Origin of the sequence: Kitasatospora sp. NBC_01539 (assembly GCF_045040525.1) — a bacterium.
Taxonomy (GTDB): Bacteria; Actinomycetota; Actinomycetes; order Streptomycetales; family Streptomycetaceae; genus Kitasatospora.
This window is the reverse complement of the sequence record NZ_CP109390.1, coordinates 8,800,621-8,826,972: the sequence shown is the minus strand read 5'-3', so window position 1 is coordinate 8,826,972 and position 26,352 is coordinate 8,800,621. Positions and strand designations below refer to the sequence as shown.

General features: G+C 72.8%; 30 protein-coding genes and 1 pseudogene. 13 read left to right on the top strand and 18 right to left on the bottom strand.

Features of this window, described 5'->3' with window-relative positions:
• Positions 1-125: 125 nt before the first annotated feature.
• Together OG335_RS38285 and OG335_RS38280 are read right to left on the bottom strand one after the other, a co-directional pair.
• Entirely contained in the window at positions 126-551 is a 426-nt protein-coding gene (locus OG335_RS38285; RefSeq protein WP_405009255.1) for an ATP-binding protein, read from the bottom strand.
• Positions 552-797: 246 nt separating this feature from the next.
• A complete protein-coding gene (locus OG335_RS38280; protein ID WP_405009256.1) occupies positions 798-1,151 on the bottom strand; it encodes a helix-turn-helix transcriptional regulator in 354 nt (117 codons plus the stop codon).
• A 129-nt stretch (positions 1,152-1,280) separates the two neighbouring features.
• Here OG335_RS38280 and OG335_RS38275 point away from each other — a divergent pair, with 129 nt between their 5' ends.
• Positions 1,281-1,721, top strand: coding sequence for an STAS domain-containing protein (locus OG335_RS38275; protein ID WP_405009257.1), 441 nt, complete (start codon positions 1,281-1,283; stop codon positions 1,719-1,721).
• 159 nt (positions 1,722-1,880) lie between these two features.
• On the opposite strand, the gene OG335_RS38270 is transcribed toward OG335_RS38275, so the two are convergent.
• Positions 1,881-2,156, bottom strand: a complete 276-nt coding sequence (locus OG335_RS38270; protein ID WP_405009258.1) for a DUF4235 domain-containing protein — start codon at positions 2,154-2,156, stop codon at positions 1,881-1,883.
• Between the two features lie 379 nt (positions 2,157-2,535).
• On the opposite strand from OG335_RS38270, the gene OG335_RS38265 reads away from it, so the two are divergent.
• Complete coding sequence (locus OG335_RS38265; RefSeq protein WP_405015287.1) at positions 2,536-3,531, top strand: iron-containing redox enzyme family protein; 996 nt, start codon at positions 2,536-2,538, stop codon at positions 3,529-3,531.
• Here OG335_RS38265 and OG335_RS38260 read toward each other — a convergent pair.
• From OG335_RS38260 to OG335_RS38250, 3 genes are all read right to left on the bottom strand, one after another.
• The gene (locus tag OG335_RS38260) at positions 3,496-3,771 is read right to left on the bottom strand and encodes a CDGSH iron-sulfur domain-containing protein (RefSeq protein ID WP_405015633.1); all 276 of its coding nucleotides are present in this window, start codon (positions 3,769-3,771) and stop codon (positions 3,496-3,498) included. The genes OG335_RS38265 and OG335_RS38260 overlap by 36 nt on opposite strands.
• Before the next feature lie 40 nt (positions 3,772-3,811).
• The gene (locus OG335_RS38255; RefSeq protein WP_405009260.1) at positions 3,812-4,465 is read right to left on the bottom strand and encodes a HemK2/MTQ2 family protein methyltransferase; all 654 of its coding nucleotides are present in this window, start codon (positions 4,463-4,465) and stop codon (positions 3,812-3,814) included.
• A 250-nt stretch (positions 4,466-4,715) separates the two neighbouring features.
• A complete protein-coding gene (locus tag OG335_RS38250) occupies positions 4,716-4,892 on the bottom strand; it encodes a hypothetical protein (protein WP_405009261.1) in 177 nt (58 codons plus the stop codon).
• A gap of 256 nt (positions 4,893-5,148) precedes the next feature.
• Between OG335_RS38250 and OG335_RS38245 the strand changes: the two genes are divergently transcribed.
• The 3 genes from OG335_RS38245 to OG335_RS38235 all read left to right on the top strand — a co-directional run bounded on the left by OG335_RS38245 (position 5,149) and on the right by OG335_RS38235 (position 7,031).
• Positions 5,149-5,691 carry an EF-hand domain-containing protein gene (locus OG335_RS38245; protein WP_405009262.1) on the top strand — a complete coding sequence of 181 codons (543 nt, stop codon included), beginning with the start codon at positions 5,149-5,151 and terminating at the stop codon, positions 5,689-5,691.
• Positions 5,692-5,983: 292 nt separating this feature from the next.
• Positions 5,984-6,334, top strand: coding sequence for a PRC-barrel domain containing protein (locus tag OG335_RS38240; RefSeq protein WP_405009263.1), 351 nt, complete (start codon positions 5,984-5,986; stop codon positions 6,332-6,334).
• Between the two features lie 361 nt (positions 6,335-6,695).
• Positions 6,696-7,031: an ATP-binding protein gene (locus OG335_RS38235; RefSeq protein WP_405009264.1), complete on the top strand. Its 336-nt coding sequence runs from the start codon at positions 6,696-6,698 to the stop codon at positions 7,029-7,031.
• Between the two features lie 158 nt (positions 7,032-7,189).
• On the opposite strand, the gene OG335_RS38230 is transcribed toward OG335_RS38235, so the two are convergent.
• On the bottom strand, positions 7,190-7,549 hold the full coding sequence (locus OG335_RS38230) for an STAS domain-containing protein (protein ID WP_405009265.1): 360 nt from the start codon (positions 7,547-7,549) through the stop codon (positions 7,190-7,192).
• A gap of 371 nt (positions 7,550-7,920) precedes the next feature.
• Between OG335_RS38230 and OG335_RS38225 the strand changes: the two genes are divergently transcribed.
• Entirely contained in the window at positions 7,921-8,070 is a 150-nt protein-coding gene (locus OG335_RS38225; RefSeq protein ID WP_405009266.1) for a hypothetical protein, read from the top strand.
• Positions 8,071-8,350: 280 nt separating this feature from the next.
• Here OG335_RS38225 and OG335_RS38220 read toward each other — a convergent pair whose 3' ends face one another.
• Both OG335_RS38220 and OG335_RS38215 read right to left on the bottom strand, forming a co-directional pair.
• Positions 8,351-9,205 (bottom strand): SigB/SigF/SigG family RNA polymerase sigma factor, encoded by an 855-nt coding sequence (locus tag OG335_RS38220; protein ID WP_405009267.1) that lies wholly within the window; start codon positions 9,203-9,205, stop codon positions 8,351-8,353.
• A gap of 190 nt (positions 9,206-9,395) precedes the next feature.
• Positions 9,396-9,521 (bottom strand): hypothetical protein, encoded by a 126-nt coding sequence (locus OG335_RS38215; protein WP_405009268.1) that lies wholly within the window; start codon positions 9,519-9,521, stop codon positions 9,396-9,398.
• A gap of 204 nt (positions 9,522-9,725) precedes the next feature.
• Here OG335_RS38215 and OG335_RS38210 point away from each other — a divergent pair, with 204 nt between their 5' ends.
• From OG335_RS38210 to OG335_RS38200, 3 genes are all read left to right on the top strand, one after another.
• Positions 9,726-9,896, top strand: coding sequence for a hydrophobic protein (locus tag OG335_RS38210; RefSeq protein WP_405009269.1), 171 nt, complete (start codon positions 9,726-9,728; stop codon positions 9,894-9,896).
• A gap of 478 nt (positions 9,897-10,374) precedes the next feature.
• The gene (locus OG335_RS38205) at positions 10,375-11,385 is read left to right on the top strand and encodes an AI-2E family transporter (RefSeq protein WP_405009270.1); all 1,011 of its coding nucleotides are present in this window, start codon (positions 10,375-10,377) and stop codon (positions 11,383-11,385) included.
• 163 nt (positions 11,386-11,548) lie between these two features.
• On the top strand, positions 11,549-12,664 hold the full coding sequence (locus tag OG335_RS38200) for a YihY/virulence factor BrkB family protein (protein WP_405009271.1): 1,116 nt from the start codon (positions 11,549-11,551) through the stop codon (positions 12,662-12,664).
• Positions 12,665-12,821: 157 nt separating this feature from the next.
• Here OG335_RS38200 and OG335_RS38195 read toward each other — a convergent pair whose 3' ends face one another.
• The 4 genes from OG335_RS38195 to OG335_RS38180 all read right to left on the bottom strand — a co-directional run bounded on the left by OG335_RS38195 (position 12,822) and on the right by OG335_RS38180 (position 15,232).
• Positions 12,822-13,550, bottom strand: coding sequence for an alpha/beta fold hydrolase (locus OG335_RS38195; protein ID WP_405009272.1), 729 nt, complete (start codon positions 13,548-13,550; stop codon positions 12,822-12,824).
• A 286-nt stretch (positions 13,551-13,836) separates the two neighbouring features.
• Complete coding sequence (locus OG335_RS38190) at positions 13,837-14,031, bottom strand: hypothetical protein (RefSeq protein WP_405009273.1); 195 nt, start codon at positions 14,029-14,031, stop codon at positions 13,837-13,839.
• An 89-nt stretch (positions 14,032-14,120) separates the two neighbouring features.
• Positions 14,121-14,597, bottom strand: coding sequence for a ferritin-like domain-containing protein (locus tag OG335_RS38185; RefSeq protein WP_405015288.1), 477 nt, complete (start codon positions 14,595-14,597; stop codon positions 14,121-14,123).
• A gap of 266 nt (positions 14,598-14,863) precedes the next feature.
• Positions 14,864-15,232 (bottom strand): low affinity iron permease family protein, encoded by a 369-nt coding sequence (locus tag OG335_RS38180; RefSeq protein ID WP_405009274.1) that lies wholly within the window; start codon positions 15,230-15,232, stop codon positions 14,864-14,866.
• A 364-nt stretch (positions 15,233-15,596) separates the two neighbouring features.
• On the opposite strand from OG335_RS38180, the gene OG335_RS38175 reads away from it, so the two are divergent.
• The gene (locus tag OG335_RS38175; RefSeq protein WP_405009275.1) at positions 15,597-16,277 is read left to right on the top strand and encodes an HAD family hydrolase; all 681 of its coding nucleotides are present in this window, start codon (positions 15,597-15,599) and stop codon (positions 16,275-16,277) included.
• A 71-nt stretch (positions 16,278-16,348) separates the two neighbouring features.
• On the opposite strand, the gene OG335_RS38170 is transcribed toward OG335_RS38175, so the two are convergent.
• From OG335_RS38170 to OG335_RS38160, 3 genes and pseudogenes are all read right to left on the bottom strand, one after another.
• On the bottom strand, positions 16,349-17,305 hold the full coding sequence (locus OG335_RS38170; protein WP_405009276.1) for a TIGR03557 family F420-dependent LLM class oxidoreductase: 957 nt from the start codon (positions 17,303-17,305) through the stop codon (positions 16,349-16,351).
• Positions 17,306-17,517: 212 nt separating this feature from the next.
• A pseudogene (locus OG335_RS38165) lies at positions 17,518-17,973 on the bottom strand (SRPBCC family protein); the annotation flags it as partial.
• Between the two features lie 272 nt (positions 17,974-18,245).
• A complete protein-coding gene (locus tag OG335_RS38160) occupies positions 18,246-20,039 on the bottom strand; it encodes a thiamine pyrophosphate-requiring protein (protein WP_405009277.1) in 1,794 nt (597 codons plus the stop codon).
• A gap of 407 nt (positions 20,040-20,446) precedes the next feature.
• Here OG335_RS38160 and OG335_RS38155 point away from each other — a divergent pair, with 407 nt between their 5' ends.
• Positions 20,447-21,280: a PIG-L family deacetylase gene (locus tag OG335_RS38155; protein WP_405009278.1), complete on the top strand. Its 834-nt coding sequence runs from the start codon at positions 20,447-20,449 to the stop codon at positions 21,278-21,280.
• Between the two features lie 177 nt (positions 21,281-21,457).
• Here the strand turns inward: OG335_RS38155 and OG335_RS38150 are convergent, their stop codons facing one another.
• Both OG335_RS38150 and OG335_RS38145 read right to left on the bottom strand, forming a co-directional pair.
• Complete coding sequence (locus OG335_RS38150; RefSeq protein ID WP_405009279.1) at positions 21,458-22,132, bottom strand: FadR/GntR family transcriptional regulator; 675 nt, start codon at positions 22,130-22,132, stop codon at positions 21,458-21,460.
• Between the two features lie 225 nt (positions 22,133-22,357).
• Entirely contained in the window at positions 22,358-23,932 is a 1,575-nt protein-coding gene (locus OG335_RS38145; protein ID WP_405015289.1) for a carbohydrate binding domain-containing protein, read from the bottom strand.
• A gap of 438 nt (positions 23,933-24,370) precedes the next feature.
• Between OG335_RS38145 and OG335_RS38140 the strand changes: the two genes are divergently transcribed.
• Positions 24,371-24,829 (top strand): MarR family winged helix-turn-helix transcriptional regulator, encoded by a 459-nt coding sequence (locus tag OG335_RS38140; protein ID WP_405009280.1) that lies wholly within the window; start codon positions 24,371-24,373, stop codon positions 24,827-24,829.
• On the top strand, positions 24,826-26,310 hold the full coding sequence (locus tag OG335_RS38135) for an MFS transporter (protein ID WP_405009281.1): 1,485 nt from the start codon (positions 24,826-24,828) through the stop codon (positions 26,308-26,310). The genes OG335_RS38140 and OG335_RS38135 overlap by 4 nt, the downstream gene beginning before the upstream one ends.
• Positions 26,311-26,352 lie beyond the last annotated feature (42 nt).

Below are 26,352 nucleotides of genomic sequence, written 5' to 3'. Positions count from 1 at the left end.
TCGGTGACAGATCCGATCGGCATCCCGGTAGCTCGGTGACCGAACTGTCCCCGCCGGATCGGCGACATCGCCCGAGCTGCGCTCGTTCTCGACGGAGCCCGGAAGCGATCGCCGTCGAGACGACCTCAGCGGCCGGACTGCAGCAGCATCTCCGCCCACACCGTCTTCCCCTGCTCCTGCGGGTCGTGCCCCCAGCGGACGGCGAGCCGGTCGACGACGAACAGCCCGTGTCCCCCGACCCCGTCCGCCTGGTGCGGACGTGGCCGCGGCCGCGCCCGGCTCGAATCCGTCACCGCGATCGTCAGGCGGTTCCCCCGGTGCTCCAGGTCGAGCTGCCGGGGGCCGCCCGCATGGCGGACGGCATTCCCCACGAGTTCCGCGGCCACGAGCGCGGCATCGTCGACCGCCTCCCCGGAAACGTCGAGGTGCCAGTCGGCGAGAGCCCGTCGCACGGCGGCCACGCCGTCGCCGACGGGGGTCGCCCCGCCGGTGGGCTCGAAGTGGAGTCGATGGTGGTGGCCGGGGTCGGCGCACGGGGTGACAGGGCACATGGACAGCTCCTGGAGCAGTCACGTAGGGATTTCCTTCGTCACACCGGCGCCTGCCCGCCGCCCCCGCCGTCACACCTGCTCCGGCGCGCATTGCCCCAGGCCGTCGGAGGTCCGCCGCGGCCTGTGACGGCCCTGCGCGAGCGGTCCGCCTCCGCGCCGGAGGTGAGCCCCTGGGGTGATCTGCCGCGGTGGACCGCCCCAGCCGCTCCCGCGCTCGCCGCACCACTGTGCCGCTGCGCCAGGCGCCTACCCCGCACCACCGGTCCGCGGCGGCAGCGCGGTGGGCCCGGCCGGCGCGACGTCGGGCGGGCCTTCCAGGAGTGCGAGGAGGGCGGCGACGGTGTGCCCGGCCTCCGCGGGGTGACGCAGCTCGGTGTCGGGGTTGACGTGGTACCGGTTGCGGCGGCCCTCGCGGCTGCGGGTGATGTACCCGCCGGCCTCCAGATCGGTGACGATGCTCTGCACGGCGCGCTCGGTGACCTGGCACGCGGTGGCGACGTCACGCATGCGGATGTCGGGGTCACGGGAGATCAGGGACAGCACCCGGGCGTGGTTGGTGAGGAAGGTCCAACCGGTGCGGGGATCGGCACGCGTCTCCATGCGCCCATCGTATGACCGCCCATTCCTGCACCGCAATACACGCACTGCCATTCGTGTATCCCTTGACATGGGTTCCCTCGGCGCGCAGCATCGAATCAACAGCCCTGCCCGACCGGGAAGGAGCCCGCCATGTTCGACAACGCGTTCCTGCCGCCCCAGGCCACCGCCTGTCCCTCCTCCGTGGCGGTGGTCGCGCCGACACCGTCGCCGCCCCGTGCCGACCGGCAGGGACCGCTGACGGTGCACACGGTGCGGGCCCTCGGCGGGCTCAGCCGCGTGCGGGTGGCCGGCGAGATCGACCAGGACAACGCGGCCGTCCTCCGGGACGCGCTGCTGGCACTCCCGGCCGGGACACCGCGAGCGATCGACCTCGACCTGCGCGACGTGACCTTCATCGACTGCGCAGGCCTGAACATCCTGCTCGAACTGCGACAGCACGGGCTCACCGCCGGCTTCCCCGTACGGCTGCGCGCGGCGAGCCCGCCCGTCGTACGGCTGCTGGACGTCTGCGACGCCCTGCCGCTCTTCACCCACCGCACCCCTCCGACGCCCACCCGGCAGGAGAGCTGAACCGGAATCCGCCGCAGTCCGCCGCACGGGCCGACGGCCGGCGCCCGGCCACAGCCGACTGGAGCAGGCGGCGCGAGCCGCCCGCCGGAGCGCTGCGACGTACGGGAGCAGGGCCCAGGGCCGTGGTGAACCGCCGTGGTGAACCCCGGCCCGGTCCGGTCAGTCCTCGCCGGGCCAGGTCCCGGTGGCCCTGCGCCAGGCCACCGCGCCGCCGCGCTGCACGGCGGCGCGTACGACCGAGAGGATCAGTCCCTGGATCGCGGCCGCGAACAGGACCTCAGGCCAGGTGTGGTCGCGTTCCAGGGGCTGCGGGGCGTCGCCTTCCGGGCCGAGGCGGTCCCAGAGCTTCCGGAAGGCGAAACTCGCCAGGGCGCCACCGATGAGGCCGGCGGCGAGCCCGACCGGCTTGTAGACGATTTTCGCGGTGTTCGGCATCGGTACCCCCAGGGTGCTCGGCGGCCGGTCCGCGGGCCGCACTTACCCGGATGGGGATCACCGAACCACACCGGCGACGGCCTTCCGGTTCGGGTCCGGGTCCGGGTCCGGGTCCGGGTCCGGGTCCGGTGCCGGTGCCGGTGCCGGGGGGAGCGTCCCGGTCGGTCGGCTGCCCGGGCCGTGGTGTGGGCCCGCGGCGAACCGGGCAGACGCCGCACGAAGGATCCCCTCCGGCGGGTGACGCGCCTCGCCTCGCCGATCGGGCCGACCGAACCCGCGGCCGACCGAACCCGCGGCCGGCCAAACCCGCGGCCGGCCGAACCCGCGGTCCCGTGCCGGGCCCGCGGTCCCGTGCCGGGCCCTGGAGAATCCCGTGACCATGCCCGTCCTGCCATCACCCCGAGGCGACCTCTCCTCGGGCCTCCTCGCCGCGCTGACCGCAGGACCGCCCGGTCCGGCATCACCACCGCTGCCCGTGCCGGATCCCGGCACGGACCCCTGGGACGAGGACCTGCACCTGGCCCTGTACGTCTGCTACGAGCTGCACTACCGCGGATTCGCCGGCGTCGACCCCGGCTGGGAGTGGGCGCCCTCGCTGCTGTCCCTGCGCGGCGCACTGGAGCGCCGTTTCCTGGACGGGCTGCACGCCGAGACCCCGGTGCGGCCGCTCGGCGCCCTGCTGGAGGACCTGCTCACCGAGCCCCGGACCGGCAGCGGCCCTTCGCACCGCCTGCTCGCCGCCGGGAGCCGCCAGCAGGCCCGCGAGTACCTGGTGCACCGATCGCTCTACCACCTGAAGGAGGCGGACCCGCAGCTGTGGGTCGTCCCCCGCCTGACCGGCGCACCCCGTGCCGCGGTGATGACCGTCCAGTTCGACGAGTACGGCGCAGGGCACCCGGAGCGGGCGCACGCCCGGCTCTTCGGCGAGATGATGGCGGACTTCGGCCTCGACCCGGCGTACGGGCACTACGTGGACGCGGCGGCCGGCCCGGCCTTCGCCGTGGTCAACCTGATGTCGATGTTCGGCCTGCACCGCGCGCTGCGCGGCGCCCTGGTCGGGCAGTTCGCCGCCGTCGAGATCGGCTCCCCGCCGGGGGCCGCCCGGCTGGCGGCGGCGTTCGAGCGGCTGGGTGCGGGCCCGGCAGGCACCCTGTTCTACCGCGAGCACGTGGAGGCCGACGCCGTCCACGAGCAGGTCGTACGCCACCAGGTCATCGCCCCGATGGTGGAGGCGGAGCCGGAGCTGGAGGCCGACATCGCCTTCGGCATCGCCGCGAGCACCCTCACCGAGACCAGGTTCGCGCGCCTTCTCACCGAGGCGTGGGACGCCGGTGCGAGCTCACTGCGCGGCGGGGCCCTCGCCGCCGGACGGTGATCCGCCGGAGCCACCCGAGCCGCCGGAGCCGTCCGGCTCGCCCGGTCCACCCAGCCCACCCGACCCGCCCGCTAGGGCCGCCCGGGCCGCGGGCGGCGGCGGCCGGTGCCGCCGGTGGCTCGTGTCGCAGAACGGGTACCGCCGACTGCGACGGCACACGCACAGCGCCACCACCGGCCGGTCGGACCGCACGGTCGTACCGTCCGGGAGAACGATCTCGACCGGCCCTTCCACCAGCACCGGGCCGTTCGTCACCGGTTGCACCCTGCGCGGGGTGCGGTCAGCACCCGCGAACACCGCGCACCACCACCAGCTCCTCCTCGCGCACGCCCGGCCGGATCAGCCCGCGGCGCTCGAACCAGTCGGCGCGGGCCGTCATCACCGGACCGAAGACCTGCCGCCGCCGGGCCACGACCTCTGCCCGCAGTCCGGCGTCCTCCATCGCGCCGACCGTGGCGCGGACACCGGCCAGCGAGGACTGCACGACCAGCAGCACACCTCCGGGGCTCAGCAGCCCCGGCGCCTCCCGGCAGATCCGGTCGAGCAGCAGCCGACCGTCCCGACCGGCGTCCCACGCACGCGCCGGACCGTGTCGCGGCGCACCGGTGCGTTCGGCGGGGACGTACGGGGGGTTGCTCACCACCAGGTCGAACACCTGCAGCCGGACGGGCCGGGTGAGGTCGCCGTGCCGCAGGTGGAGACGCTGCCGACGCAGCAGCCCGTTGGACCACGCCGTCGCGAGGGCGAGCCAGGACACGTCCACCGCGGTGACCTCGGCCCCCAGCCGGGCCGCGGCCAGCGCGACCGCTCCACTACCCGTGCCGAGATCCAGGCAGCGCACACCGGCGTGGATCTGCTCGGCGGTCAGACTCTCCACCAGAAGTGCCGTGTCGCCCTGCACCGGGTACACCCCGGGCGGTCTCATCAGCCACATGATCCGCGCGTGCCCACGACCATGCGAACCCAAACATGCAGGTCAGAGCCGATTCACAGCCGGAAGGCGAAGAACGGCGACGGTGCGGCCGGCCTCCACGGGGTGGCGCCGCGGCCCGGTGCCGGGGTCGACGTGGTGACGGTCGCGGCGGCCGTCGCAGCCATGGGCACGGCCCGAGCACGTCGGCGCCCGATCAGTACACCGATACCCGATCAGTACACCGGTACCGGATCAGTACAGCGGTGCCCGATCAGTGCGTCGGTTCGCGGAGTCCGAGCATGTCGAGGAGCAGTCGGCAGTCGTCGCCCTGGTGCGCGTGGGCGGCGACCACCGCTCGGGCCCGCTCGGCCGTCGAACCCTCGAGAGCCCGGTCGGTCGGTTCGATGGTGTCGGCACGTGTGGACAGGTCGTGGTTCTTTCCCGGCATGTCGGTCGCCTTCCTCTCCTCGACTCCTCGACGGATACGGTTCCGCACCTGCCCCGGGTCCGCGACACCACACCTGCGCGCAGCGGTCGGTCCGCCGTGGACGCCGGAGGTCGGGGCGCGGCACGGTACCCCACCCGCCGGGGCGCGGAAGGAATTCCCGGGAATCCGACACCGGACACCCGTCCACCACCTAGCGTGACCACTCGATGGCCACGCGTAACGGCGTGCCCGGTTCGGCGTTGGGAGAAGCTCCTCCATGGCTAGCGTGTTTCAGCAGCTCAAGATCCAGAACATGTTCGCCGCGTTCGACGCGGACGGCGACGGCTACCTGCGGAGGGACGACTTCGAGGCCCTCGTGGACCGCTGGAGCCGCCTGCCGGGGGTCGAGCAGGGCACGGAGTTGCGCGCCCGCGTCGAGACGGTCCTCATGGGCTGGTGGAGCGGCCTGCTGGAGGTGGCCGACGCGAACAACGACGGCAGGGTCAGCAGGAGCGAACTCCTCACCCTCGTCGACCGGCTCCCCGGCATGCGCGAGGCCGTCGCGGCGACCGCCGACACCATCTTCGACGCGGTGGACGGCAACGGGGACGGCCGCATCTCCCGCACCGAGCACCGCCGCCTCGTCGAGACGTGGCACGGGCAGGACGTCGAGGTCGAGGAGGTCTTCGACCTCCTCGACCTCGACGGGGACGGCCACCTCAGCCGACCCGAATTCGCCGCCCTGTGGTGCCAGTTCTGGATCAGCGACGACCCGTCGGAGCCCGGAAACCTGATGTGCGGAAAGATCCCGCACCAGTGACCGGGCACCGGGCTGCACCGTCGGCAACGCGGCGAGCGCCGCCGGTACCGCTGCCACCGGACACGTCCTCCCACGCACCCCACACACCACGGCCCGGTTCACGGCCGCCCGGGGCGGCACCTGCACGCCCGCCAGGGCGCGACGGAACCGGCATCGGCCGGACCACCCCGCATCCCGTGCACCCCTCCGACCCGCCTCAGCACCGCAGTCGACGATCCAGCGCCCGCCGGGCGCATGGGGGCCGGGATGCCGGGGAGGCGCTGCCTCACACCCCGACAACGAGGAGGAAGTTGTGAGCAGCGGCATGTGGGACTACCAGAACGCCTCCGGCTACACCCCCGGCAGCAACCTCGCCGGGTACCGGGTCGAGGCCACGGACGGCCACATCGGCAAGATCGACAAGCACTCGGAGGACGTCAGCTCCTCCTACGTCGTCGTCGACACCGGCCCCTGGATCTTCGGCAAGCACGTGCTGCTCCCGGCGGGCACCATCACCCGGGTCGACACCGCGGAGGAGACGGTGTGGGTCGACCGTTCCAAGGAGGAGATCAAGAACTCGCCGGAGTTCGACCCCGACAAGCACGCCGGCGACGCCGGCTACCACGACGAGCTCGGCAGCTACTACGGCGACCCCCGGCTGTGAACCCGGACCACTGCAGTCCCTGACCTTCGGAGAACCGGCCCCGCACCCCTGAACACCGGGTGCGGGGCCGACACGCCGAGACGCCGGACCGTACGGTCGGCGGGCCGCCACCGTGCCGGTGGCGGCCCGCTCGCGTTCGGCGTCCGGTGCTGCGAGCCGGTGACCTCCGGCAGCCGGACCCCGGCCGGGATCTGGGATGCTTCCCGGGGCTGGGCGTAGGCTGCGGGGCGGCAGGGTGATGCGGGCGGGGAGCGATCGGAAAGGCCATCGAATGACGGCAGCAGGCCCGGAGAGCGGGCCGTGGTCCACCGCTTTCGACGGCGGTCCCGGAACCCCCACACGGGCGCGGGAGGGAGCCGCCGTGTTCCTGGCCGCCCTCGCCGCACAGAACCCGCCCACGCACGCCGGTGGGTTCGACCGGGCCCTGCTCGTCGTCTCGGAACTCGTCACCAACGCCGTTCGCCACGCCCCCGGCCCCCTCGGGCTCACCCTCGCACTGGATCCCGGCGCTCGGCAGGACGGAATCCGGATCACCGTGCGCGACACCAGTCCGGTGCTGCCCCAGCCCCGTGTCCCCGACCTCCTCGGAGGAACCGGCGGCTTCGGCTGGTCGACGATCATCCAACCCCTGGCCACCAGCCTGCACATCCGCCCGTACCAGGACGGCAAGGAGATCGAAGCCCTCATCCCCTGGTAGCGCGCCCTGCCCACCGGCCGGGCCCGTGCCCGCCTGGCGCTGCGTCCACAGGCGGCAGTCGGCAGGTGCGACCCCGAACGGGGGCAGCGGGCACCCGGGTTCGTACGGGCGAACGCACACGGGATCCTCCGCGTACCCACTCGAAGGGTCGACCGACGTCAGCCCGCCGGATCCTGCGGCTCGGTGGCGGCCACGTCACGGTCCACGGGAAAGATCCCCCCGACACCGGTGATCCTCAGGAGCTCCTCGACCTGCGGGCAGGGGCGGGCCAGGTGCAGGGCGGTGCCCTGCCGTCCGGCTTCCGTACGGCTCTTCAGCAGGACGTTGAGCCCGGAGGAGTCGCAGAAGGTCACGGCGGCGAGGTCGACCACGATCACGGCCGGGGCGGGCCGTACCGCCAGAGCCGTCGTCAATGCGGCACGCAGTCGAGGAGCGCCGTCCAGATCGATTTCGCCGGCACACCCGACGACCGGCCCCGTGGCGGACTGCCGGACAGTGGCGGTGAAAACGGGATCCACGCTGATCGTCCACTCCCTCGGGCCGGCCCGGTGGCGGGCACGCCCACACTCTGGTGTTCCAGCGGCAGGCCGCTGTCGAAGCCGGTCGGAAGCCGCGGTCCGAGTCTAGTCGGCCGCCAAGGCGCCAAGGACGTGTTCGGCCCCGAACACCGCGCGCGACGCCGGCCCGCCCGTACGCCCGTACGCCCGTACGCCTGTACGCCTGTACGCCTGTACGCCCCGGCAGGCAGGCAGGCAGGCAGGCGATCGATGTCCTGGCCCGGGTGGCCCGTACCTGCGACCCGGCACGGTCCCGGCGCGAGTCGGAGGGTGTGACCGGAGCGACCGCGGGCAGGCGGACGGTACGCATCCGGTTGAGATGGAGGTATCCGATGAACCTCGCCATGCTCCTGCTCGTCGGGTCGCTGGTGCTGGCAGCCGTCATCGCCGCCACCGGCCCCGGCCACGCCAGGCACCGCACCCGGGCCACGCCCACGCACGCACGCTCTGCCGGCCGCCGCGCGCGCCACCGGCTGAACTGACGTCACGACCACCGGCGGAATCGCGGCCCCCGGCGCCATCACCCTGCCGGGTGCCGTGATTCGCCTTTGGATGCGCCCAGGTGACAGGGCATCGGGCCGCCTGCTCCCCGACGCCTCGTCGGCTGCGGCTTCCGGCCGACGGGGTCGCAGGTGAGGAGCACGGGTGTCGGCAGTGTCGGGAGCGTTCCGTGTCCGGCCGGGTTCCTCACGGTGCCGGAGCGTCCTGCTCGCCGTCCCGACGATCCGTCGGCGCCCGCACGAGCCCGCACGGGGGCGCCGGTCAGTCGGCCAGCAGGCCGGTGCGCAGGTGCTTGAGGATGCGGGTGAGGATGCGGGAGACCTGCATCTGGGAGACGCCGAGCTGCTCGCCGATCTGGCTCTGGGTCATCTCGGCGCCGAAGCGCATCGAGAGCACGGCACGGTCGCGCTCCGGCAGGGCGGCGACGAGGGGCTTGAGGGTCTCCAGGTGGAGCACCGCCTCGAAGCCCTTCTCCTCGACCGCGTGGCGGGCGCCGAGGACGGCGGCGGGCTCCTCCCCGTCGGTGGGGATGTCGAGGGACTGCGCCGCGTAGGCGTTGGAGGCCTTCATGCCCTCGATCACCTCGCGCTCCTCCAGGTCGAGGTGCGCGGCGAGTTCGGCGGGGGTGGGCCGGCGGTCGAGCAGCTGCTCCAGCTCGTCGGAGGCCCTGGCCAGGGCCAGGCGGAGTTCCTGCATGCCGCGGGGCACGTGCACCATCCAGGAGGTGTCGCGGAAGAACCGCTTCATCTCGCCGATGATCGTGGGCAGGGCGAAGGTGGTGAACTCGACCTCACGGGCGGGGTCGAACCGGTCGATCGCCTTGATCAGACCGATCGTGCCGACCTGGAGGATGTCCTCCATCGGCTCGCTGCGACTCGCGAAGCGCCGCGCGGCGAACCGCACCAGCGTCGCGTTGAGCTCGACCAGCGTGCCCCGCACGTACGAGTACTCACTGCTCCCCTCCTCCAGCGAACCCAGCCGCACCAGCAGGTCCCGCGACAACTCCTTCGCATCCGCCGGCGCCACCGCACCCGGGGCCTCGATCCGCGCCGCCGGGGAGCACTCGTCGAGGTCTGCGAGCTGAAGATCCGGTGCCGTGCCCTGCAGGACTGCCATGCTCATCGTCTCCTCAGCTCGTGGACGCGGCGGGTGCCGTGCCCGACCGCCCGCTGCCCCTGATCCCTCCCGCCATGCGCCCGTCCCGAAAAGTCGTCCGGTATCAGACGATATGTCGCCTCGAAAGGCCGGCGGCCCGGACCCCGAGGTACGGGGTCCGGGCCGAGCGCCGTGCCGACGGAACCTGACGTCAGAGGCGGGGGTCCATCGTCGGGTCGCCGTGGTGGCCGCCGACCTGCGCGTGGTGGCCGCTGTCGCCGGTGTGCCTGTCGGGGTCGAACTCCGGGGCGTTCTCGTAGTCCCCCGCGCCACTCATGACTTCTTCTCGCTGCCGGTGTCCGGTGCATCGGCTCTCCCCGTCCTCCACTTCCATGCGCCCTCGTCCACGATCGGCCCGACTGACGGAACGTCGCTCCGACGACGGCCGTCGGACCCGCGGCCCGACGTACGGCATGCGCATGGGTGTCCGGGAGCGGGGCACACGGCTGCTCGTCACCATCGCCGAACGAAGGGATCCACCGTGCTTCCCCTGGTACTCGTCCTCCTGCTGGCTCTGATCCTCTTCGGCGCGGGCTTCGCCCTCAAGGCCCTGTGGTGGGTGGCGGTCATCGTCCTGGTCGTCTGGCTGCTCGGCTTCGTCGCCCGCGGCACCCACTCCTCCGGCAGCCGCCACCGCTGGTACCGCTGGTGACCTGACCCCGCACCGCCCGGCGGCCGGCACCACGCTGCGCCCCGGCACACCGCCCCGCACCCCCGGTCGCCGAAGAGCGCCGGGCACCGTGCGGGGCGTTCTGCGTGCGGGACCGGCCGCCCGGAGGCCGGGCGGTACGTGCCGACGCCCGCTCGGCGCCGGCCGGTTCCACGGCGCCGTCGTCGCGTCCCGCGGCCGAAGCGGGGCAGATGCACCAGCGGCTCGTAGCGGGCCCGGAGGAGGAAGGGCGGTACACGGCATGAAGCCGTCGAGGTTGCGGGTACTGAGCACACTGGCATCCGACGGAGCCAGGCGCTATTTCCTGGTCCCGGACGACGTGGCCCCGAACCGCTCGGTCCCGGACGACCTGGCCCCGAACGATCCGGCCCCCGCTGCCGCGCCTGCGGCGCCCGCGGCCGGGACCCTCCCCGCGCAGAGTCGGAGCGCCCGCCCCGGCGAGGGATCCTGGCAGGGGGCGGTGCCGTGGTTCTCGGCCGGACTGCGGCTGTCCCTGGGTGCGCTGCTGGGCTGGTTCCTGTTCCGGCAACTGGTGAGGCTGGAGCAGGTGCTGACACTGACGGTGCTGGCGGCCTTCATCGCGGTCAGCCTGGAACCCGTGGTGGGGATCCTGATACGCCGCCGGTTGCGCCGGGGCTGGGCGGTGGCCGTGGTGCTCGGCGTTTTCTGCATGCTGGTCGGGGGCTTTCTCGCCCTGTTCATCCCGCCGTTGAGCCGGGAGGTCACCGTACTGGCGGATGCGGTGCCGGTCTGGCTCCAGCAGGTGCACGACCACCAGTCCACCCTCGGACGGATCGAGGACCACTACCACGTGGTCGACCGGGCGAAGCAGGCACTCGGCTCGGGCGGGGGCGTCGTCGGCGGCATGCTGGGCGCGGGCCGGCTCGTGCTCGACACGGTCACCTCGCTGGTCGTCGTGGTCACCCTGACGCTGTACTTCATGGCCGGTCTGCCGGCGACCAAGGAGTTCTGCTACCGGTTCGTCGTCGGCACCCGGCGCGACCGTGCCCGGGAGCTCACCGAGGAGATCCTCTCCCGGACCGGCCGCTACATGCTGGGAAACCTCTTCACGTCGGCCGTCGCCGGCCTGGCCACCTTCGTGTGGTGCGCAGTGGTCGGAGTGCCGTACGCCGCCGCGCTGGGGGCGTTCGTCGCTCTCATGGACCTGGTGCCCGTCGTCGGCTCCACCGTCGCCGGGATCGTCGTCAGCCTGGTGGCGCTGGCCGTCTCGTGGCCGGTCGCCGTCGCCACCGCCACGTTCTACATCGGGTTCCGCGTGCTGGAGGACTACCTGATCATGCCGCGCACCATGCAGTACGCAGTCGACGTGCACCCTTTCGTCACGGTCCTCGCCGTCCTGGCCGGCGGAGTGCTCCTGGGCATCATCGGCGCCCTCGTCGCGGTGCCGGTCGCAGTCGCCGTGGGCCTGGCACTGGACGAGTTCGTCTTCCCCCGCCTGGACACCCGCTGAGGCCGTCGGCAGCCGGTCCCGGCCCGCACCGCGCGGAAGCCCCCGTTCCTTCCGCACGCCGGCGGCGTACTGCGGAACACGCACCGCACACCGCGGAACGCCGGCACCGGCACCGGCACCGGCACCGGGTGATTCATCCGGCCCTCGCGGGCAGACGCCCGTCATGAACCCCCCGTCACCCCGCAAGCGACACCGCCTGACCGGCCGCGGGACCGGCCGCGACACGGTCCGGCCCGGGCCGGACGCGCAGATGGAGGAGGACGCGCCGGACGCACCGGGCGACCTGCCCCGCCGATCCTGGTCGACGGTGCTGCGCCGCACCGGCACCGAGTTCCTCGACGACGAGCTGACCGACCGGGCCGCCGCCCTGACGTACTACGGCGTGCTGGCGATCTTCCCCGCACTGCTCGTCCTGGTCTCCGCGCTCGGTGTGGTCGGCCGCTCGGCGACCGACGCCGCCCTGGACAACCTGCAGAAGCTCACTCCGGGCCCGGCCCGCGACATCCTGAGCGACGCCGTCGACCAACTGCAGGACAACGGCGGCACGAGCACCGTCCTGCTGGTCATCGGCCTGGCGGGCGCCCTGTGGTCCGCTTCCGGCTACGTGGCGGCGTTCATCCGCTCCGCGAACGCCGTGTACGACATCCGCGAGGGCCGACCGGCATGGAAGGTCACACCGCTGCGCCTGGGGCTGACGCTGCTGCTCCTGCTTCTCCTGGCAGCGAGCGCGCTGATCGTCGTCTTCACCGGCCCCCTCGCCGACCGCGCGGGCAGGACCCTGGGTGTCGGGGACACCGGCCTCACCGTGTGGGCGGTCGTCAAGTGGCCCGTCCTGGTCGTCCTCGTCACCCTGATGGTCTCCCTGCTCTACTGGGCGGCCCCCAACGTCCGTGGCCGCGGCTTCCGGTGGATCTCCCCCGGCGGCCTGCTCGCCGTCCTGCTCTGGACGGCCGCGTCCGCGGGCTTCGCCCTGTACGTCGCCAGCTTCGCTTCCTACAACAAGACCTACGGCACCCTGGCCGGCGTCATCGTCTTCCTCGTCTGGCTGTGGATCTCCAACCTGGCGATCCTCCTCGGCCTGGAGTTCGACGCCGAACTCGCCCGCGAGCGCGCCACCCGCGGCGGCCTGCCCGAGGGCGAGGAACCCTATGTCCAGCCCCGGGACACCCGTACCTGGCCCGACACCTGGCCCGACGACGAACCGGACGGCACGGGCGAGCCGGGGAACACGACACCGCCGGAGGAGTCCCGCCGGCCGAACCGCACGGAAGCGCCCTGAACGAGACCTACGCGTCGGGGGGAAAGCCGGCGCCGGGCTCGGCGGCAGCCACCGGGCGGACGGCCGGGAGTCCTCGGCCGGTACACCGACCGGTACACAGCACCGGTAGACCGCACCGGGTGCATCGCAGCGGCGTCCGCCCCTGTCGGCCCGGCCGTCAGTCGAACAGGCCCGCGCCCTCGCCGCGTGAGGCACGGATCAGGACGTCGGCCAGCTCGACCGGGGCGGAGAGGTTCGGGAGGTGGCCGGTCGCCATCTCGAAGAAGGTGACACCGGGTTCCGCCAGCTTGGCGAACCTGGGGTCACCGGTGGCGTGCAGGGCCCTGGCAACCTCCAGGCTGAGGCCGTTCTCCAGGCAGAACACGCCGGTGGTGGGCAGCGTGCGCCACGCGCCGGTCAGTTCGATCCGATCGCTGAGGGTCCTGGCCGGCTGGGGCCTGGCCAGGCGGCGATACCGCTGCGACTCCGCCGCCGGCAGGCCGGCGACCTCGGCGGGCACCGGCACCAGACCGGCCTCGTCGGCGGCCCCGAGGCCGGCGCCCACGAGAGCGGTCCGCACCGACTCCCCGTCCTCCGGGGTACCGGTGTCGACCAGCACCACCCGGTCGACCAGGCCGGCCCGCCGGTCGGCGGCGGCCAGCCCGGGGAAAATCCCGTAACTGTGCGCCACCAGCACCACCCCCGGCCCCTCCGCGTCCAACCGGGCCACCACCTCCGCGGTGTGGTCCGCCAGCCCGATGCCGCCGGCCTCCCCGCCGACACCCTCGCCCAACCCCGGCAGCGTCACCGGCACCGCCCGGTGCCCGCGCGCGGTCAGCTCGGCGGCCACCGCCTCCCAGGCCCAACCGCCCATGAACAGACCGGGGACCAGCAGAAACGTCGTCATCGTCGACCTCTCCCGTCGTATCGCCGCGCTCGCGACTGCGGCGCCTGCGGTCGAACCGTAGGACCTCCCCCGAGGGGAGATTCCAGCCCGGCGGGTCCGTCCGGACGAGGCCGCCCGTGGCGGGTCGGCACCGGCCCCGGCACCGGTCCGGCTCTGGGCGCAACGACACCGGCGACCACTCCGCACCGCGGTCTCGGTCCGCGGTGCGGCGCGTCGGTCGCTGCGCACACGTCGCCCCACGCCCCACCTGCAGCGTCCGGGCCGGTCGGCGGTCCGCTCCGGCGGGTCAGCCGGCCTTCGGCTCCCGCGGCTCTCCGCCGCCCTGCTGCCCGGCGCCGGGACCACCGGTCTCGTCCTGGTCCCTCCGCGCCTGCTCGATGTGTTCGTCGTTCTTCTCGTCGGGCTCGTCCTTGAGGTCGGACAGGTCGCGGGACTTCCTGTGGGCGCGCTCGCGGTCGAACTCCCGGTCGACGTCGTTCACCGTGCTGCCTCCCTGCCGTGTCGCCGGCCCTGCCGCTTCTGTCCGCGACGGCCGGACATACCCTCTCCCCGTCCGATTCCCCCGACGGGTCACACCGCGAGGAGGTCGGTGAGGTCGTCGGCGTGTTCCTCCTCCTCCTCGAGGATGGACTCGATCAGGCGCCGCGTCGTGGGGTCGTGGTCGCCCAGCCAGCGGGCGATCTCCTGGTAGGTGGAGATGACGATGCGCTCGGCCAGCAGGTTGTGCTCCAGCATGGCCTTGAGGTCCTTCTCGTCCGGCGCGGTGTAGTCGGTGTGGGCGCGCCCGGCAAGGGTGGCGGGGTCGAAGTCCGGTTCCCCGCCGAGCTGGGCGATCCGCTCGGCCGCGCGCAGGGCGTGCTGCATCTCCTCGGCGGCGTGCTCGGTGAACTCCGCCGCCACCTGGGCACGGTCGATGCCCGTAGCTGAGATGGCGTGCCGCGTGTAGCCCAGCCAACACACCACCTCGGTGGCGACCACGTCGTTCAGGACGGCCGCCACCTTGTGCGCGTCGAGGCCGTAGGTGTTCGTCACGGCCCCTTCGGCCATCTTCTGCCGAGCCTCGTCCCGGACCCGGCTCACGTCGATGACGAAGTCGTCGCCTGCCACGGTGCGCTCCCAACGCTGGAGAAGGAGGACGGTCCGGGCACGTCTCCCCCGCCACCCCGCACTCGACACGGGCCGGTGCCCGATGCCACCGGTTCGCAGTAGCGCGGCGAAGCCCGTTCGGTCCGCTCCGGAGAGGCGCGCCCCGAGGCTGCCGTCGGCGTCCGTACGGGTGGCGGCGGAGCGGACGCGTGCGGGCCGCTCGGAGCTCAGAGCCGCTCCTCCATGCGGATCGCCTCCCGGAGCGCCCGGTGCGCCTCCCCCTCGGGGCCTTCGTTCTGTTCGAGGAGGGCTGCGGCGATCGCGTCGAGCTTGCGCTGGACGGCATGCTCGGCACGGCGCTCGGCGTTCTTGAGCAGGGCCAGCAGGAGCAGGGTGACGGCCGTCATCGTGTCGCCCGCGAGGATCTGCCACTCCGCCGACAGCCCGGCCGCGTGGGCCGTGACGAAGGCGGCCACCAGTACGACGCAGAATCCGGAGAACACCGGGGAGCTGGTGAGGTTGGAAGCGACTTCGGCAAGCCGCTCGAACCGGCCGCGCGAGCCGTCACTCCGGTCGGCGGGGTGTGAGAGGGTCATGCTCATCTCCCTACCACCTGCCGCCTGCGGGAGCGGCCGACTCGACGCGGCCGGCGCCCCCGGTCCCCGTCTGTCACCGGGTCCGCCCGGCATGTGTCGAGGCCGGTGCGGCACCTGGCCACCAGGGCCGACCGGTCACCGCGACGGGCGAACACCCCGACGTGTCCCCGCCCGATCCCGGCGCCGGCCCCGGTGCTCACGACGGGGCACTCCGTGCGGCTGAATGCGTTCACGGGCCTCGTATGTCCGGCCCGTGACGGGGCAAACGGGCCTGGCGCGCCGCGCCGCGTTCCGACCGGGGCCACCGTAGCGTCGTCGACCGGACCCGTCGACCAGACCCGTCACCCCGGAAAGGGGGAATCCGATGGCACCGGCAGCACTGTTCGACGTCGACGGCACACTCCTCGACACGAACTACCTGCACACCCTGGCCTGGGCGGAGGCCCTCTCCCAGTACGGTCACGCACCTGCGATGGCCCTGATCCACGCCTCGATCGGCATGGGCGGGGACCAGCTCCTCGACCACGTCCTGGGCCCGGACCGCGACCACGCGTCCGACGCCGACATCAGCTCCGCGCACCAGGCCCTGTACGCCCGTTTCTGGCCACGCCTGAGGCCTTTCGACGGCGCGGCGGACCTGCTGCGCGCCGTCGCCGCCCGGGGCTGGACGGTGGTGCTGGCGAGTTCCGCGTCCGCGCGGGACCTCTCGGTCATGCGGCGGGTCCTCGACGCGGACGACGCCGTCTCCGCCGCGACCAGTTCGGACGACGTCGATGCGAGCAAGCCGGCCCCCGATCTCGTGCGTGCCGCACTCGACAGGGCCGACGCAGGTCCCGACGAGGCCGTCTTCGTCGGGGACACCCTGTGGGACGTACAGGCGGCCGCAGCGGCGGGAGTCCCGTGCATCGCCCTCCTGTCCGGTGGTACCGGGGAGCGGGACCTGCGGGCCGCCGGAGCCCTTGAGGTACATGCCGACCCCGCCGCCCTGCTGGCCCACCTGGCGGACAGCGCTCTCGGGCGGCCGTCCGCGACCCCGCGCCGCTGACGGCACCGGGCGGCCGGCACCCGGCTCGTACGGGTGCCGGCCGCCCGGCCGTGCAGTTCGCGCCGGACCGATCAGCCGGTCAGCGCGGGGAGGACGGTGCTGCGGTAGGCGTCGAAGAACGCCTCGTTGTCGGGGCCGATCTGGCCGACGTACACCTCGTCGAACCCGGCCTCCACGTAGGCGCGCAGCGTCGCGATGTGCTGGTCCGCGTCGTTCCCGCAGGTCACGGCCTCGCCGATCATCTCGGGTGTGACGAGTTCGCTCGCCTGTTCGAAGTGCGCCGGGGTGGGGAGGATCTGGGCGAGTTCGCCCGGCAGCAGTTCCGTGGGCCAGAGCCGGTGGACCAGCTCCACGGCCTTGTCCCGGTCGTCGCCCCAGCAGACCTTCACCCCGCCGATGACGGGCCGGGCGGCGCCGCCCGCGGCACGGAACGCGTCGACGAGCCGCCGGTCGGGCGTCATGGTGACGAAACCGTCGCCGATCCGGCCCGCCAGCGCGGCCGCGTTCGGGCCGAACCCGGAGACGTGGATCGGCGGCGGGTCCGCCGGCGTCGTGTAGAGGCGGGCGTTGTCCACGGTGTAGTGGCGGCCGCGGTGGGAGACCTCCTCGCCGGTGAAGAGGGCCCGCATCACCTCCACGGCCTCCTCCAGCATGTCGGCCCGCTCGGCGAAGGAGGGCCAGCGGTCGCCGTGAACGTGCTCGTTGAGAGCCTCGCCGGTTCCGACGCCCAGCGTGAAGCGGCCGTTCAGCAGCACGCCGGAGGTCGCGGCGGCCTGCGCGGTGACGGCCGGGTGCAGTCGCACGGTCGGGCACGTCACGAGGGTGGTCACGGGCAGGTCGACGCTCCGGGAGAGCGCGCCGATCATCGACCAGACGAAGGGGCTGCTGCCCTGCGCGTCGTTCCACGGGTGGTAGTGGTCGGAGATCGCCAGGCGGGTGAATCCGGCGTCCGCGGCTCGCCGGGCCTGGTCGAGCAGTTGGGCGGGAGTGAACTCCTCGCAGGAGAGGAAGTAGCCGAACGCGGCCATGGTCTGGTGTCCTTCCCGGGCCGGTGAGGGGACGGGGTGCAGATCGGCGGGGTCCTGCCGGCTCGCGGGCGGGATCAGCCGTGCCGCATGTCGTCGGGGTCCGCGGGCAGGGGCGGCGCCCCCTCCCCGGTCATCCGGGCCTGCGGCTGCTCGCGTACCGGCGCGTCCGCGGCGCCCGCCGGGCTGTCGCCGGCACCGTCGGCGGGGCCGCCGCCCGGTGCGAGCCGGCCGCGCCACGCGCCGGTCGAACGGCCGCGCTCCTCGATGAAGCCCTTGAACCGTTTGAGGTCTCCCTTGACCTGCCGGTCCGGGACGCCGAGCATGCTGCCGGCCTTCTCGGCCAGGCCGTGCGGCTCGAATTCCATGGCCAGGCTCACCCGCGTGTGGCTGTCGTCCAGGCGTTGGAACGTCACGACGCCCATCTGCCGGACATCACCTCCCACCGTGCGCCAGGCGATCCGCTCGTCGGGGAGCTGGTCGACGATCTCGGTGTCGAACTCGCGGCGGGCACCGGCGACCTTCGTCGTCCAGTGGCAGTGCCGGTCGTCCGTCTGGCGGACCTCCTCCACGCCGTCCATGAAGCTCGGGAAGTCCTCGAACTGCGTCCACTGGTCGTAGACGTTGTGCAGCGGGACATCCACGTCGATGGACTCCTTCACCTTGCTCACCACGGTCTCCTTCCGCTTCGACGGGTCGGGCATTCGTTGCCCACCGCGCGTCTGCCCCTCGGGCGGGACATCCAACCAGGGCATTCCGGCAGGTTCCCGACACCGCGGCATCGTGTCGTCGGCCCGCGGAGCGATCCGGCCCGGGAGCGGCGGCGGTCGGCCGGGGTCTCCTGCCGTCCCGTGCGAGCGTCCGTCCCCCGCGAGCGTCGTCCCCCGCGAGCCCCCTGCCCCCTGCCCCGGGCCCCGGGCCCCGGGCCCCGGGCCGCAGCGGCTCACTCCCTGCCGCTGCCGCTGCCGGGCAGGAACTCCTGGATCTTCGCCTTGAAGCCCTGCTTCAGCATCGAGCCGCGGTCGCTGTCGCCGTGCACGACGGCGGAGGCGGCCGCGGCGATCTGGTCGAGCGAGGCGTGCGGCGGGATCGGCGGCACGGCCGGGTCGGTGCGGAAGTCGATGACGTACGGGCGGTCCGAGGCCAGCGCCTGCCGCCAGACCGTCTCCACGTCGTCCGGATCCTCGACGCGGCGCCCGTGCAGGCCGAGCTGGACGGCGAAGTCCGCGTAGCGGACGTCCGGGAGGTGCTGGGAGGGCTCGAACTGCGGCGCGCCCTGCATGGCGCGCATCTCCCAGGTGACCTGGTTGAGGTCCTGGTTGTTGAGGACGGCGACGATCAGCCGCGGGTCGGACCACTGTTCGTAGTACTTGGCGACGGTGATCAGTTCCGCCAGTCCGTTCATCTGCATCGCGCCGTCGCCGACGATCGCGACGGCCGGACGGTCGGGGTGGGCGAACTTCGCCCCGATCAGGTACGGGACGCCGGGCCCCATGGTGGCCAGCGTGCCCGACAGCGAGCCCCGCATCGACCCGCGCATCCGCAGGTGCCGGGCGTACCAGTTCGCCGCGGAACCGGAGTCGGCCGCGATCATGGCGTTGTCGGGCAGCAGCGCGTCGAGGGCGTGCACGACGTGCTCCGGGTTCAGCGGGTCGGCCGGGACGGCCGCCCGGCGCTCCATCACCTCCCACCAGCGGGCGGTGTTCTCCTCCACCGTGCCCCGCCAGGTGCGGTCGTCCTTGCGGTGCAGCAGCGGCAACAGCCGCTTCAGCGTCTCCCCGGCGTCGCCGACGACGTTGACCTCGAACGGGTACCGGAGGCCCACCATCGACGGGTCGGCGTCGATCTGCACGGCGCGCGCCCGGCCGAACTCCGGCAGGAACTGCGTGTACGGGAAGCTGGATCCGATCACCAGCAGGGTGTCGCAGTCACGCATCAGCTCGTACGACGGGCGGGTACCGAGCAGCCCGATGGACCCGGTGACGTACGCCAGGGTGTCGGGCAGCACGTCCTTGCCGAGCAGGGCCTTCGCCACGCCCGCGCCCAGCACCTCCGCGAGCCGCTCCACCTCCGGCCGCGCGTGCCGGGCACCCTGGCCGACCAGGACGGCCACCTTCTCCCCCGAGTTGAGGATCTCCGCGCAGCGGGCCAGCTCCTCGTCCGCCGGAACCGGCGCGTAGCGGCCCACGCCCAGGCTGGAGGGGACCATCTTGAAGGCGTGCGCCGGCGGCTCGTACTCCAGCTCCTGCACGTCGGCGGGGACGATCACCGCGGTGACGGTGCGGCTCGTCGCGGCGATCCGCATCGCGCGGTCCAGCACGTTCGGCAGCTGCTCGGGAACGGTCACCATCGCGCAGTACGCGGAGGCGACGTCCTTGAACAGCGACAGCAGGTCGACCTCCTGCTGGTAGGAGCCGCCCATGGCGCTGCGGTCCGTCTGGCCCACGATCGCCACCACCGGAACATGGTCCAGCTTCGCGTCGTACAGGCCGTTGAGCAGGTGGATCGCGCCCGGGCCGGACGTCGCGGCGCACACGCCGGTGCGGCCCGAGAACTTCGCGTACCCGACGGCCGCGAACGCGGCCATCTCCTCGTGCCGGGCCTGCACGAACTGCGGCCTGTCGTCGGCCCTGCCCCAGGCGGCGAGCAGGCCGTTGATGCCGTCGCCCGGATACGCGAAGACCTGCTCCACCTCCCACTGCCGCAGGCGTTCCAGGATGTGGTCCGAGACCTTCATCTGCACGGGCTCCGTTCGTAGCGCGACCACCCGGCGGGCGGAGGGGGCTGCACACCTCCCGGCAGCTCGTCTGACCGGCCGGGAATGTCCGAAACCCGGGGCCGGGACAGGCCGGTGCACCGCCCGGTCCGGCACACCGTTCGGGCCGGTTCGCCGTCCGGGCCGGTTCGCGTCCGCGCGGGGACGACGGGGCCGGCTTCCGCCCGGGCCGATCGGCTCCGGCGCCCCTCGCCCCTCGCCCCTCGCCCCTCGCCCCTCGCCCCTCGCCCCTCGCAGCGGGATCCGTCGGATCCGCCGTGTATTCCCCCGGTCACCGTGTGCCCGATCACCCCGGTATTGCGCGCGATCGCCCCGCCGCCTACCGCAGACTGAGGCCGGAGCACATTTCGCACCGGAGGATGGATTTCATGGTTGAACGGCCTTTGACGCTGATGGCAGTGCACGCCCACCCCGACGACGAGGCCACCGGGACCGGGGGTGTCCTGGCGCGGTACGCGGCCGAGGGCATTCGCACGGTCCTCGTCACGTGTACCGACGGCGGGTGCGGTGACGGACCGGGAGGTGTCAAGCCGGGCGAGCCCGGGCACGATCCGGCAGCCGTCGTCGCGATGCGCCGCCGGGAACTCGAAGCCAGCTGCGAGGTGCTGAACATCCGTCACCTGGAGCTGCTGGAGTACGCCGACTCCGGGATGATGGGCTGGGCGGCCAACGACGCGCCCGGATCGTTCTGGCGGACGCCCGTCGAGGAGGGCGCCGCCCGCCTCGCCGACCTGATGCGGCACTACCGGCCGGACGTGGTCGTGACCTACGACGAGAACGGGTTCTACGGCCACCCCGACCACATCCAGGCGAACCGCGTCACGACGGCGGCGCTGGCGATGACCGGGCTGACCCCGAAGGTGTACTGGACCACCGCGCCGCGCTCGATGATGCAGCGGTTCGGCGAGGTCATGCGGGAGTTCGGCGCGGACTGGGAGGAGCCGGATCCGGCGGAGACCGCCGCCATGCCCGAGATCGGACTCCCCGACGAGGAGATCAGCACCTGGGTGGACACCACCGAGTTCGGCGCCCAGAAGTTCGACGCGCTCGCCGCGCACGCCAGCCAGGGCGAGAACATCTTCTTCCTGAAGATGGGCAAGGAGAGGTTCACCGAGCTGATGGGCGTGGAGACCTTCGTACGGGTCCAGGACACCACCGGCGCGGCCGTGCCCGAGAACGACCTCTTCGCCGGGCTGCGCTGATCCGCTGGGCGACAGAGGTGGCAGGGCGGCCGACCCCGGCCGTCGACCGTGAGCGGATCCGGCCGGCCGGGTCCGCTCACGGCGACCGCCGGGCTCGGCGAACGGCCGGGCCCACTGCGGCCACGAGGGCGGCGCCGTTGAAAACGGTCCGGGATCCGGACCGGCAGTCCGGCGGGCTCAGCCCGAGTGGCGGTGCGCCTCCGCGGCGTGCCGGGCGGCGGTGACGTCGCCGGCGGTGATGGCGGCGACCAGGTCGCCGTGGACCTGCAGGCGCTGCGCGAGGTAGTCGCCGTCGCGGGGCTGGGGGTTCACCAGCGACACGTGGTTGACGAACTCGTAGAGACCGACGTAGGTGCCCCGCAGGACGGCGTTCGGCGAGATGGCCGCGATCCGCAGGTGCAGGTCCCAGTTGAGCGAGACGAACGTCGGCATGTCGTCGAGGTTCTTCCTCATCGCGGTGATCAGCGACCTGAGCTCGCGCGCGTCCTTCGCCGACCGGTGCTGCGCCGCGTGCACGGCGACGAGCGGCTCCAGCTGCTCGCGGACCTCGATGGCCTCGGCGACCGCCAACGGCTCGCCGTGCACGGTGAGGAGCGTGCGCCCGAGCCGGACCACCGGATCGGCGGCCGCGACGAACATCCCCCCGCCCGGGCCGGGCCGGACCGCGATCCGCCGCCGCTCCTGCAGCAGCCGGATCGCCTCGTTGACGGTGGCCTTCGCGACACCGGTCTGCTCACGCAGATCGGCCCGGGTGCCGATGCGGTCACCGGGACGCAGTCCACGCTTCTCGATCGCGTCCTCGACGTAGACCACGACGTCCTCGGCGCGGGTTCGGTGGGCAGGTAGGGCCATGGATGGAGCCTAACGGATATCTCCGATGCCCCGACCGGAGGTCCGGTCGCGTGCGCGGGCCCGGTCGCCGGCCGCCGACGGCGGTCCGGGTGGTCCGCGCGGTGGGGCCGCGCTCGACGTCCCGCGCCCCGGGCTCGGCGCCGGCTGTGGTGCCGGTCGGGTGACCGGCACCGGCCGGCCCCGGTGCACCGGGGCGCGGGACGTCGGCGCGGTGTCAGCGGGACATCAACGGCCCTGGAGGGACTTGACGTTGTCGCCGAAGGTCCAGCCCTTCGAGCCGTCCCAGTTGATCGACCACGTCATGAGCCCCTTCAGCGAACCTCCGAAGGCGTTCCACGACTGGCTGACCAGGCTCGGCGCCATGTAGCCGCCGCCCGCGCCGGACTGGGCCGGCAGGCCGGGGACCTGCTTGTCGTACGGCACCTTGATGGTGGTGCCCTGGATGACCAGGCCGTTGTTCAGGCAGGTGGTCTGCGCGGTGAAGCCCTGGACGGTGCCGGCGGAGTAGGAGTCGCCGGAGCAGCCGTACATGCTGCCGTTGTAGTACTGCATGTTCAGCCACCACAGACGGCCGTTGTCGACGTACTTCTTGATGATCGGCAGGTAGGCGCCCCAGATCGACCCGTAGGTGACGCTTCCGCCGGTGACGTAGGCGGTTTCGGGGGCCATCGTGAGGCCGAAGCCGGCCGGCATCTGTGCGAGCACGCCGTCGATGATGCGGATCAGGTTGGACTGTGAGGCCGACAGCGTGGCGATGCTGCCGCTCCCGGACAGGCCGGTCTCGATGTCGATGTCGATGCCGTCGAAGTTGTACCGCTTGAGGATCGGGACGACGGTCGCCACGAACTTGTCGGCAACGGTGCTGGAGCTCAGGTCGATGCCCGCGGCGGCGCCGCCGATCGACATCAGGAGCGTCGCCCCGGCCGCCTTGGCCTGGCACATCTCGGCCGGGGTCGAGACCTTGACCCCGGCATCCATGCCGTCCTGCCACAGGACGGTGCCGTCCGAGAGGATCACCGGGAACGCGGCGTTGATGACGTTGTAGCCGTGCGCGGCGATCCGGCTGTCCGTGATGGGCACCCAGCCCATGCCGGGATGAACGCCGTTCGAGGCGCCGTCCCAGTTCTCCCAGTATCCCTGCAGCACCTTGCCCGACGGCTTGGGCTTCAGGGCGCAGGTGCCGCCCGTCGGGCTGGTGCTCGGCGAAGCGCTGGTCGACGGGCTACTGCTCGGTGACGTGCTGGTCGACGGGCTGCTGCTCGGCGAAGCACTGGTCGACGGGCTGCTGCTCGGCGACGGGCTGGCGGTCGGCGAGGGGCTGCTGCCGCCGGGGCCTGCGAGCGACACGTCGTCCGCGTAGTACGTGGGCTGCCCGTACCAGCCGTGCACGTAGACGGTCACCGAGGTGGTGCCGGCTCCGGTGGTGAAACTTACGCCGAGCTGGCCGTACGACGGGCTGCTCGGCGTCCAGGTGGACAGGGTGCCGGTGAGTCCGGTGCCGGTGGCGCCCAGGTAGACGTAGCTGCCCTGGACGTACGCGCTCAGCGTGTACTGGGAGTTGGGCTGCACGCTGATGGTCTGGCTGCACTGGGCGTTGTCCTGGCCGGACGGCGTGGCCCTGAGCGCGGAGGCACCGGAGTGGACCGGACTGCTGACGGCCGCGCCGGAGCCTGCGGAGCAGGTCCAGCCCGAAAGTCCGCTCTCGAAACCGGAGTTGGCCACCAGGTTGGTGGTGGCGGCCCCGGCCGTGACGGTGCCGGCCACGGCGATGCCGGCACCGATGAGGGCGGCGGCGCTCACCCCGGCGAGCGAGCGCCTGAGGACGGTCGGTCCGTGCTCGACGCGGCCGGTCCGGTTCACCCGCGCCGCACGTTCGACGGTCACCCTCTGCGGGCGAGGTGCTCGGAGCGGCTCGCTCCCGGCCCGGTCGCCGTCGAGGCGGCCGGGATCCGGACAGGGGCGGGCATCGCCCGACGGACGTGAAGTGCGCGACCTACGACGGAACATGCTGTGCTCCTCCCGCCGAGCGCCATGGACAGACCGACGCGTGGGGGCGTGACGCCCGGCTGTGGGTGAGGTGGGGACATGTGAGGCAGTGCCGGACCGGATCGTAGGAGGAGCGATGGGGCTCGTCAATAGGTCTGGACCAATCTCAGGGGAGCGGGCCCGTTCGAGCCACCGGTGGACGGGCCCGCGGGAATACATAAAGGATTCATATAAATCCGCTATGCTTCAGGCATGAGCCGCCGAGACGCCGCGCACGACACTTCCGATGCCATCGGGTCAGCCCTCTACGGTCTGGCCACCAGGGCCGTGAGACGCCTTCCCCGCGACATGAGCCTGACGTCCGCCGCCACCCTGGCCACCCTGGACAAGACCGGCCCGCGACGGATCACCGATCTGGCGGTGGCCGAGGGCGTCACCCAGCCCGCGATGACCGTCCTGGTCCGGGTGATGGAGGAATCCGGGCTGGTCGAGCGGAGGGGCGATCCGTCCGACAAGCGGGTCACGCTGGTGTGCCTGACCGAGGCCGGCGCGTCGTACGTCCGGACGCGACGCCGGGCGGGCGTCGACGCGTACGCGCGGTTGATCGACGAACTCACCGGTGACGAGGTCGAGGCCCTGGCAGCAGCCCTTCCGGCGCTGCTGCATCTGGCGGAGCTCGAAAGCCACGCCCGAGAGGAGTCGGACCGGTGACCGCGGCCCAGGCCCATGACCAGCCCGCGAGCACCGCCCCGACACGTTCCGAAGCACGTCTGCTGGTCCCCGCCCTGGTGTTCATCGCCCTGGTCGTGGCGGCGGTCGCCAGCCTCGGGACGCCACTCATCACCAGCGTGGCGACCACGTTCCACGTCTCCCTCGACAGCGCGCAGTGGACGCTGACCATCGCCCTGCTCGGCGGCGCCGTCGCCACACCCGTCCTCGGCCGGCTCGGAGCCGGTCCGCACCGGCGGGCCACGATTCTCGCCACGCTGGCGATCGTCGTCGTCGGCAGCGCGCTCACCGTGCTGCCACTGCCGTTCGCCTGGCTGCTCGCGGGCAGAGCGGCCCAAGGCGTCGGACTCGGTCTCACGGCGCTGATGATGGGCGTGGCCCGCGACCATCTTCCCGAGGAGCGCAGCGCGGCCACGATCGCCCTGATCTCGGTGGTCTCCATCATCGGAGCCGGCGTCGGCTACCCGCTGGCCGCGCTGCTCGCCGAGTTCGGCGGACTGCGGGCCGCCTACGGCCTCGGCCTGCTCGTCACCGCCGTCGCCTTCGTGACCGCGTGGCGCTCCATGCCCGCAGCCCCCGAAGGCCGCTCCGCTCACGTGAACGCGGCCGGTGCGCTCGTCCTGGCGGGTGGGCTGTTCCTCGTCCTGTTCCTGGCCGGCGACAGGGGCCTGTGGATCCGACACCTCGCCGTGGCGGTGACCCTTGCCGTCGCCGCCGCACTCCTGCTCTGCGCCTGGACCGTTTCCGAACTGCGCACCAGAACGCCCCTGGTCGACGTCCGGGCGGTACGGCACCCGGCGGTCGCCGGGGCGAACATCGCCATGTTCGTCGGCGGGAGCGGCATGTACCTCCTGCTCACGCTCATCACCCGCTACGCGCAGACGCCGCGCAGCGCCGGCTACGGCTTCGGACTGACCACCTTCGTGGCGGGGCTGGTCCTCGTCCCGTTCTCCGTGCTGGGGTTCGTCGCCGGCAGGCTCACGCCGCGGGTCCGGACGCGGATCGACGGCCCCCTGCTCCTGGCCGGCAGCGCCGCCATCGTCGGCGGCGGGTTCGTCCTGTTCGCCACCGCCCGGTCCAACCTGGCCGAACTGCTCGCGGCCATGGGCGTGCTGGGCTTCGGCGTCGGCAGCTTCTCGGCCGCCGTGCCCGGCGTCATCCTGGCCGTCACCCCCAGGAGCGAGACGTCGAGCGCCATGAGCTTCAACTACGTCGTCCGCAGCGTCGGGTACTCCCTGGGCAGCGCCATCGGCGGTCTGGTCCTGGCCGCCGGCACCGCCACGGGCCGCCTCTTCCCGAACGACGACGCCTACACGACCGCGGCGCTGGTCGGCGTCGCCGCGATGGCGATCACGACGACGGCCGGCCTCGCCCTCGCCCGCCGACGCTCACCCGAGACCAGTCCGACCACAGCCCCGGTCGGTGCGCCGGGCCCGGGCCGGTCGAGTCGAACCGGAAGCTGAGGATCGAAGCCGTCCGACCTCGACGCCGCCTCCGCCGGCTCG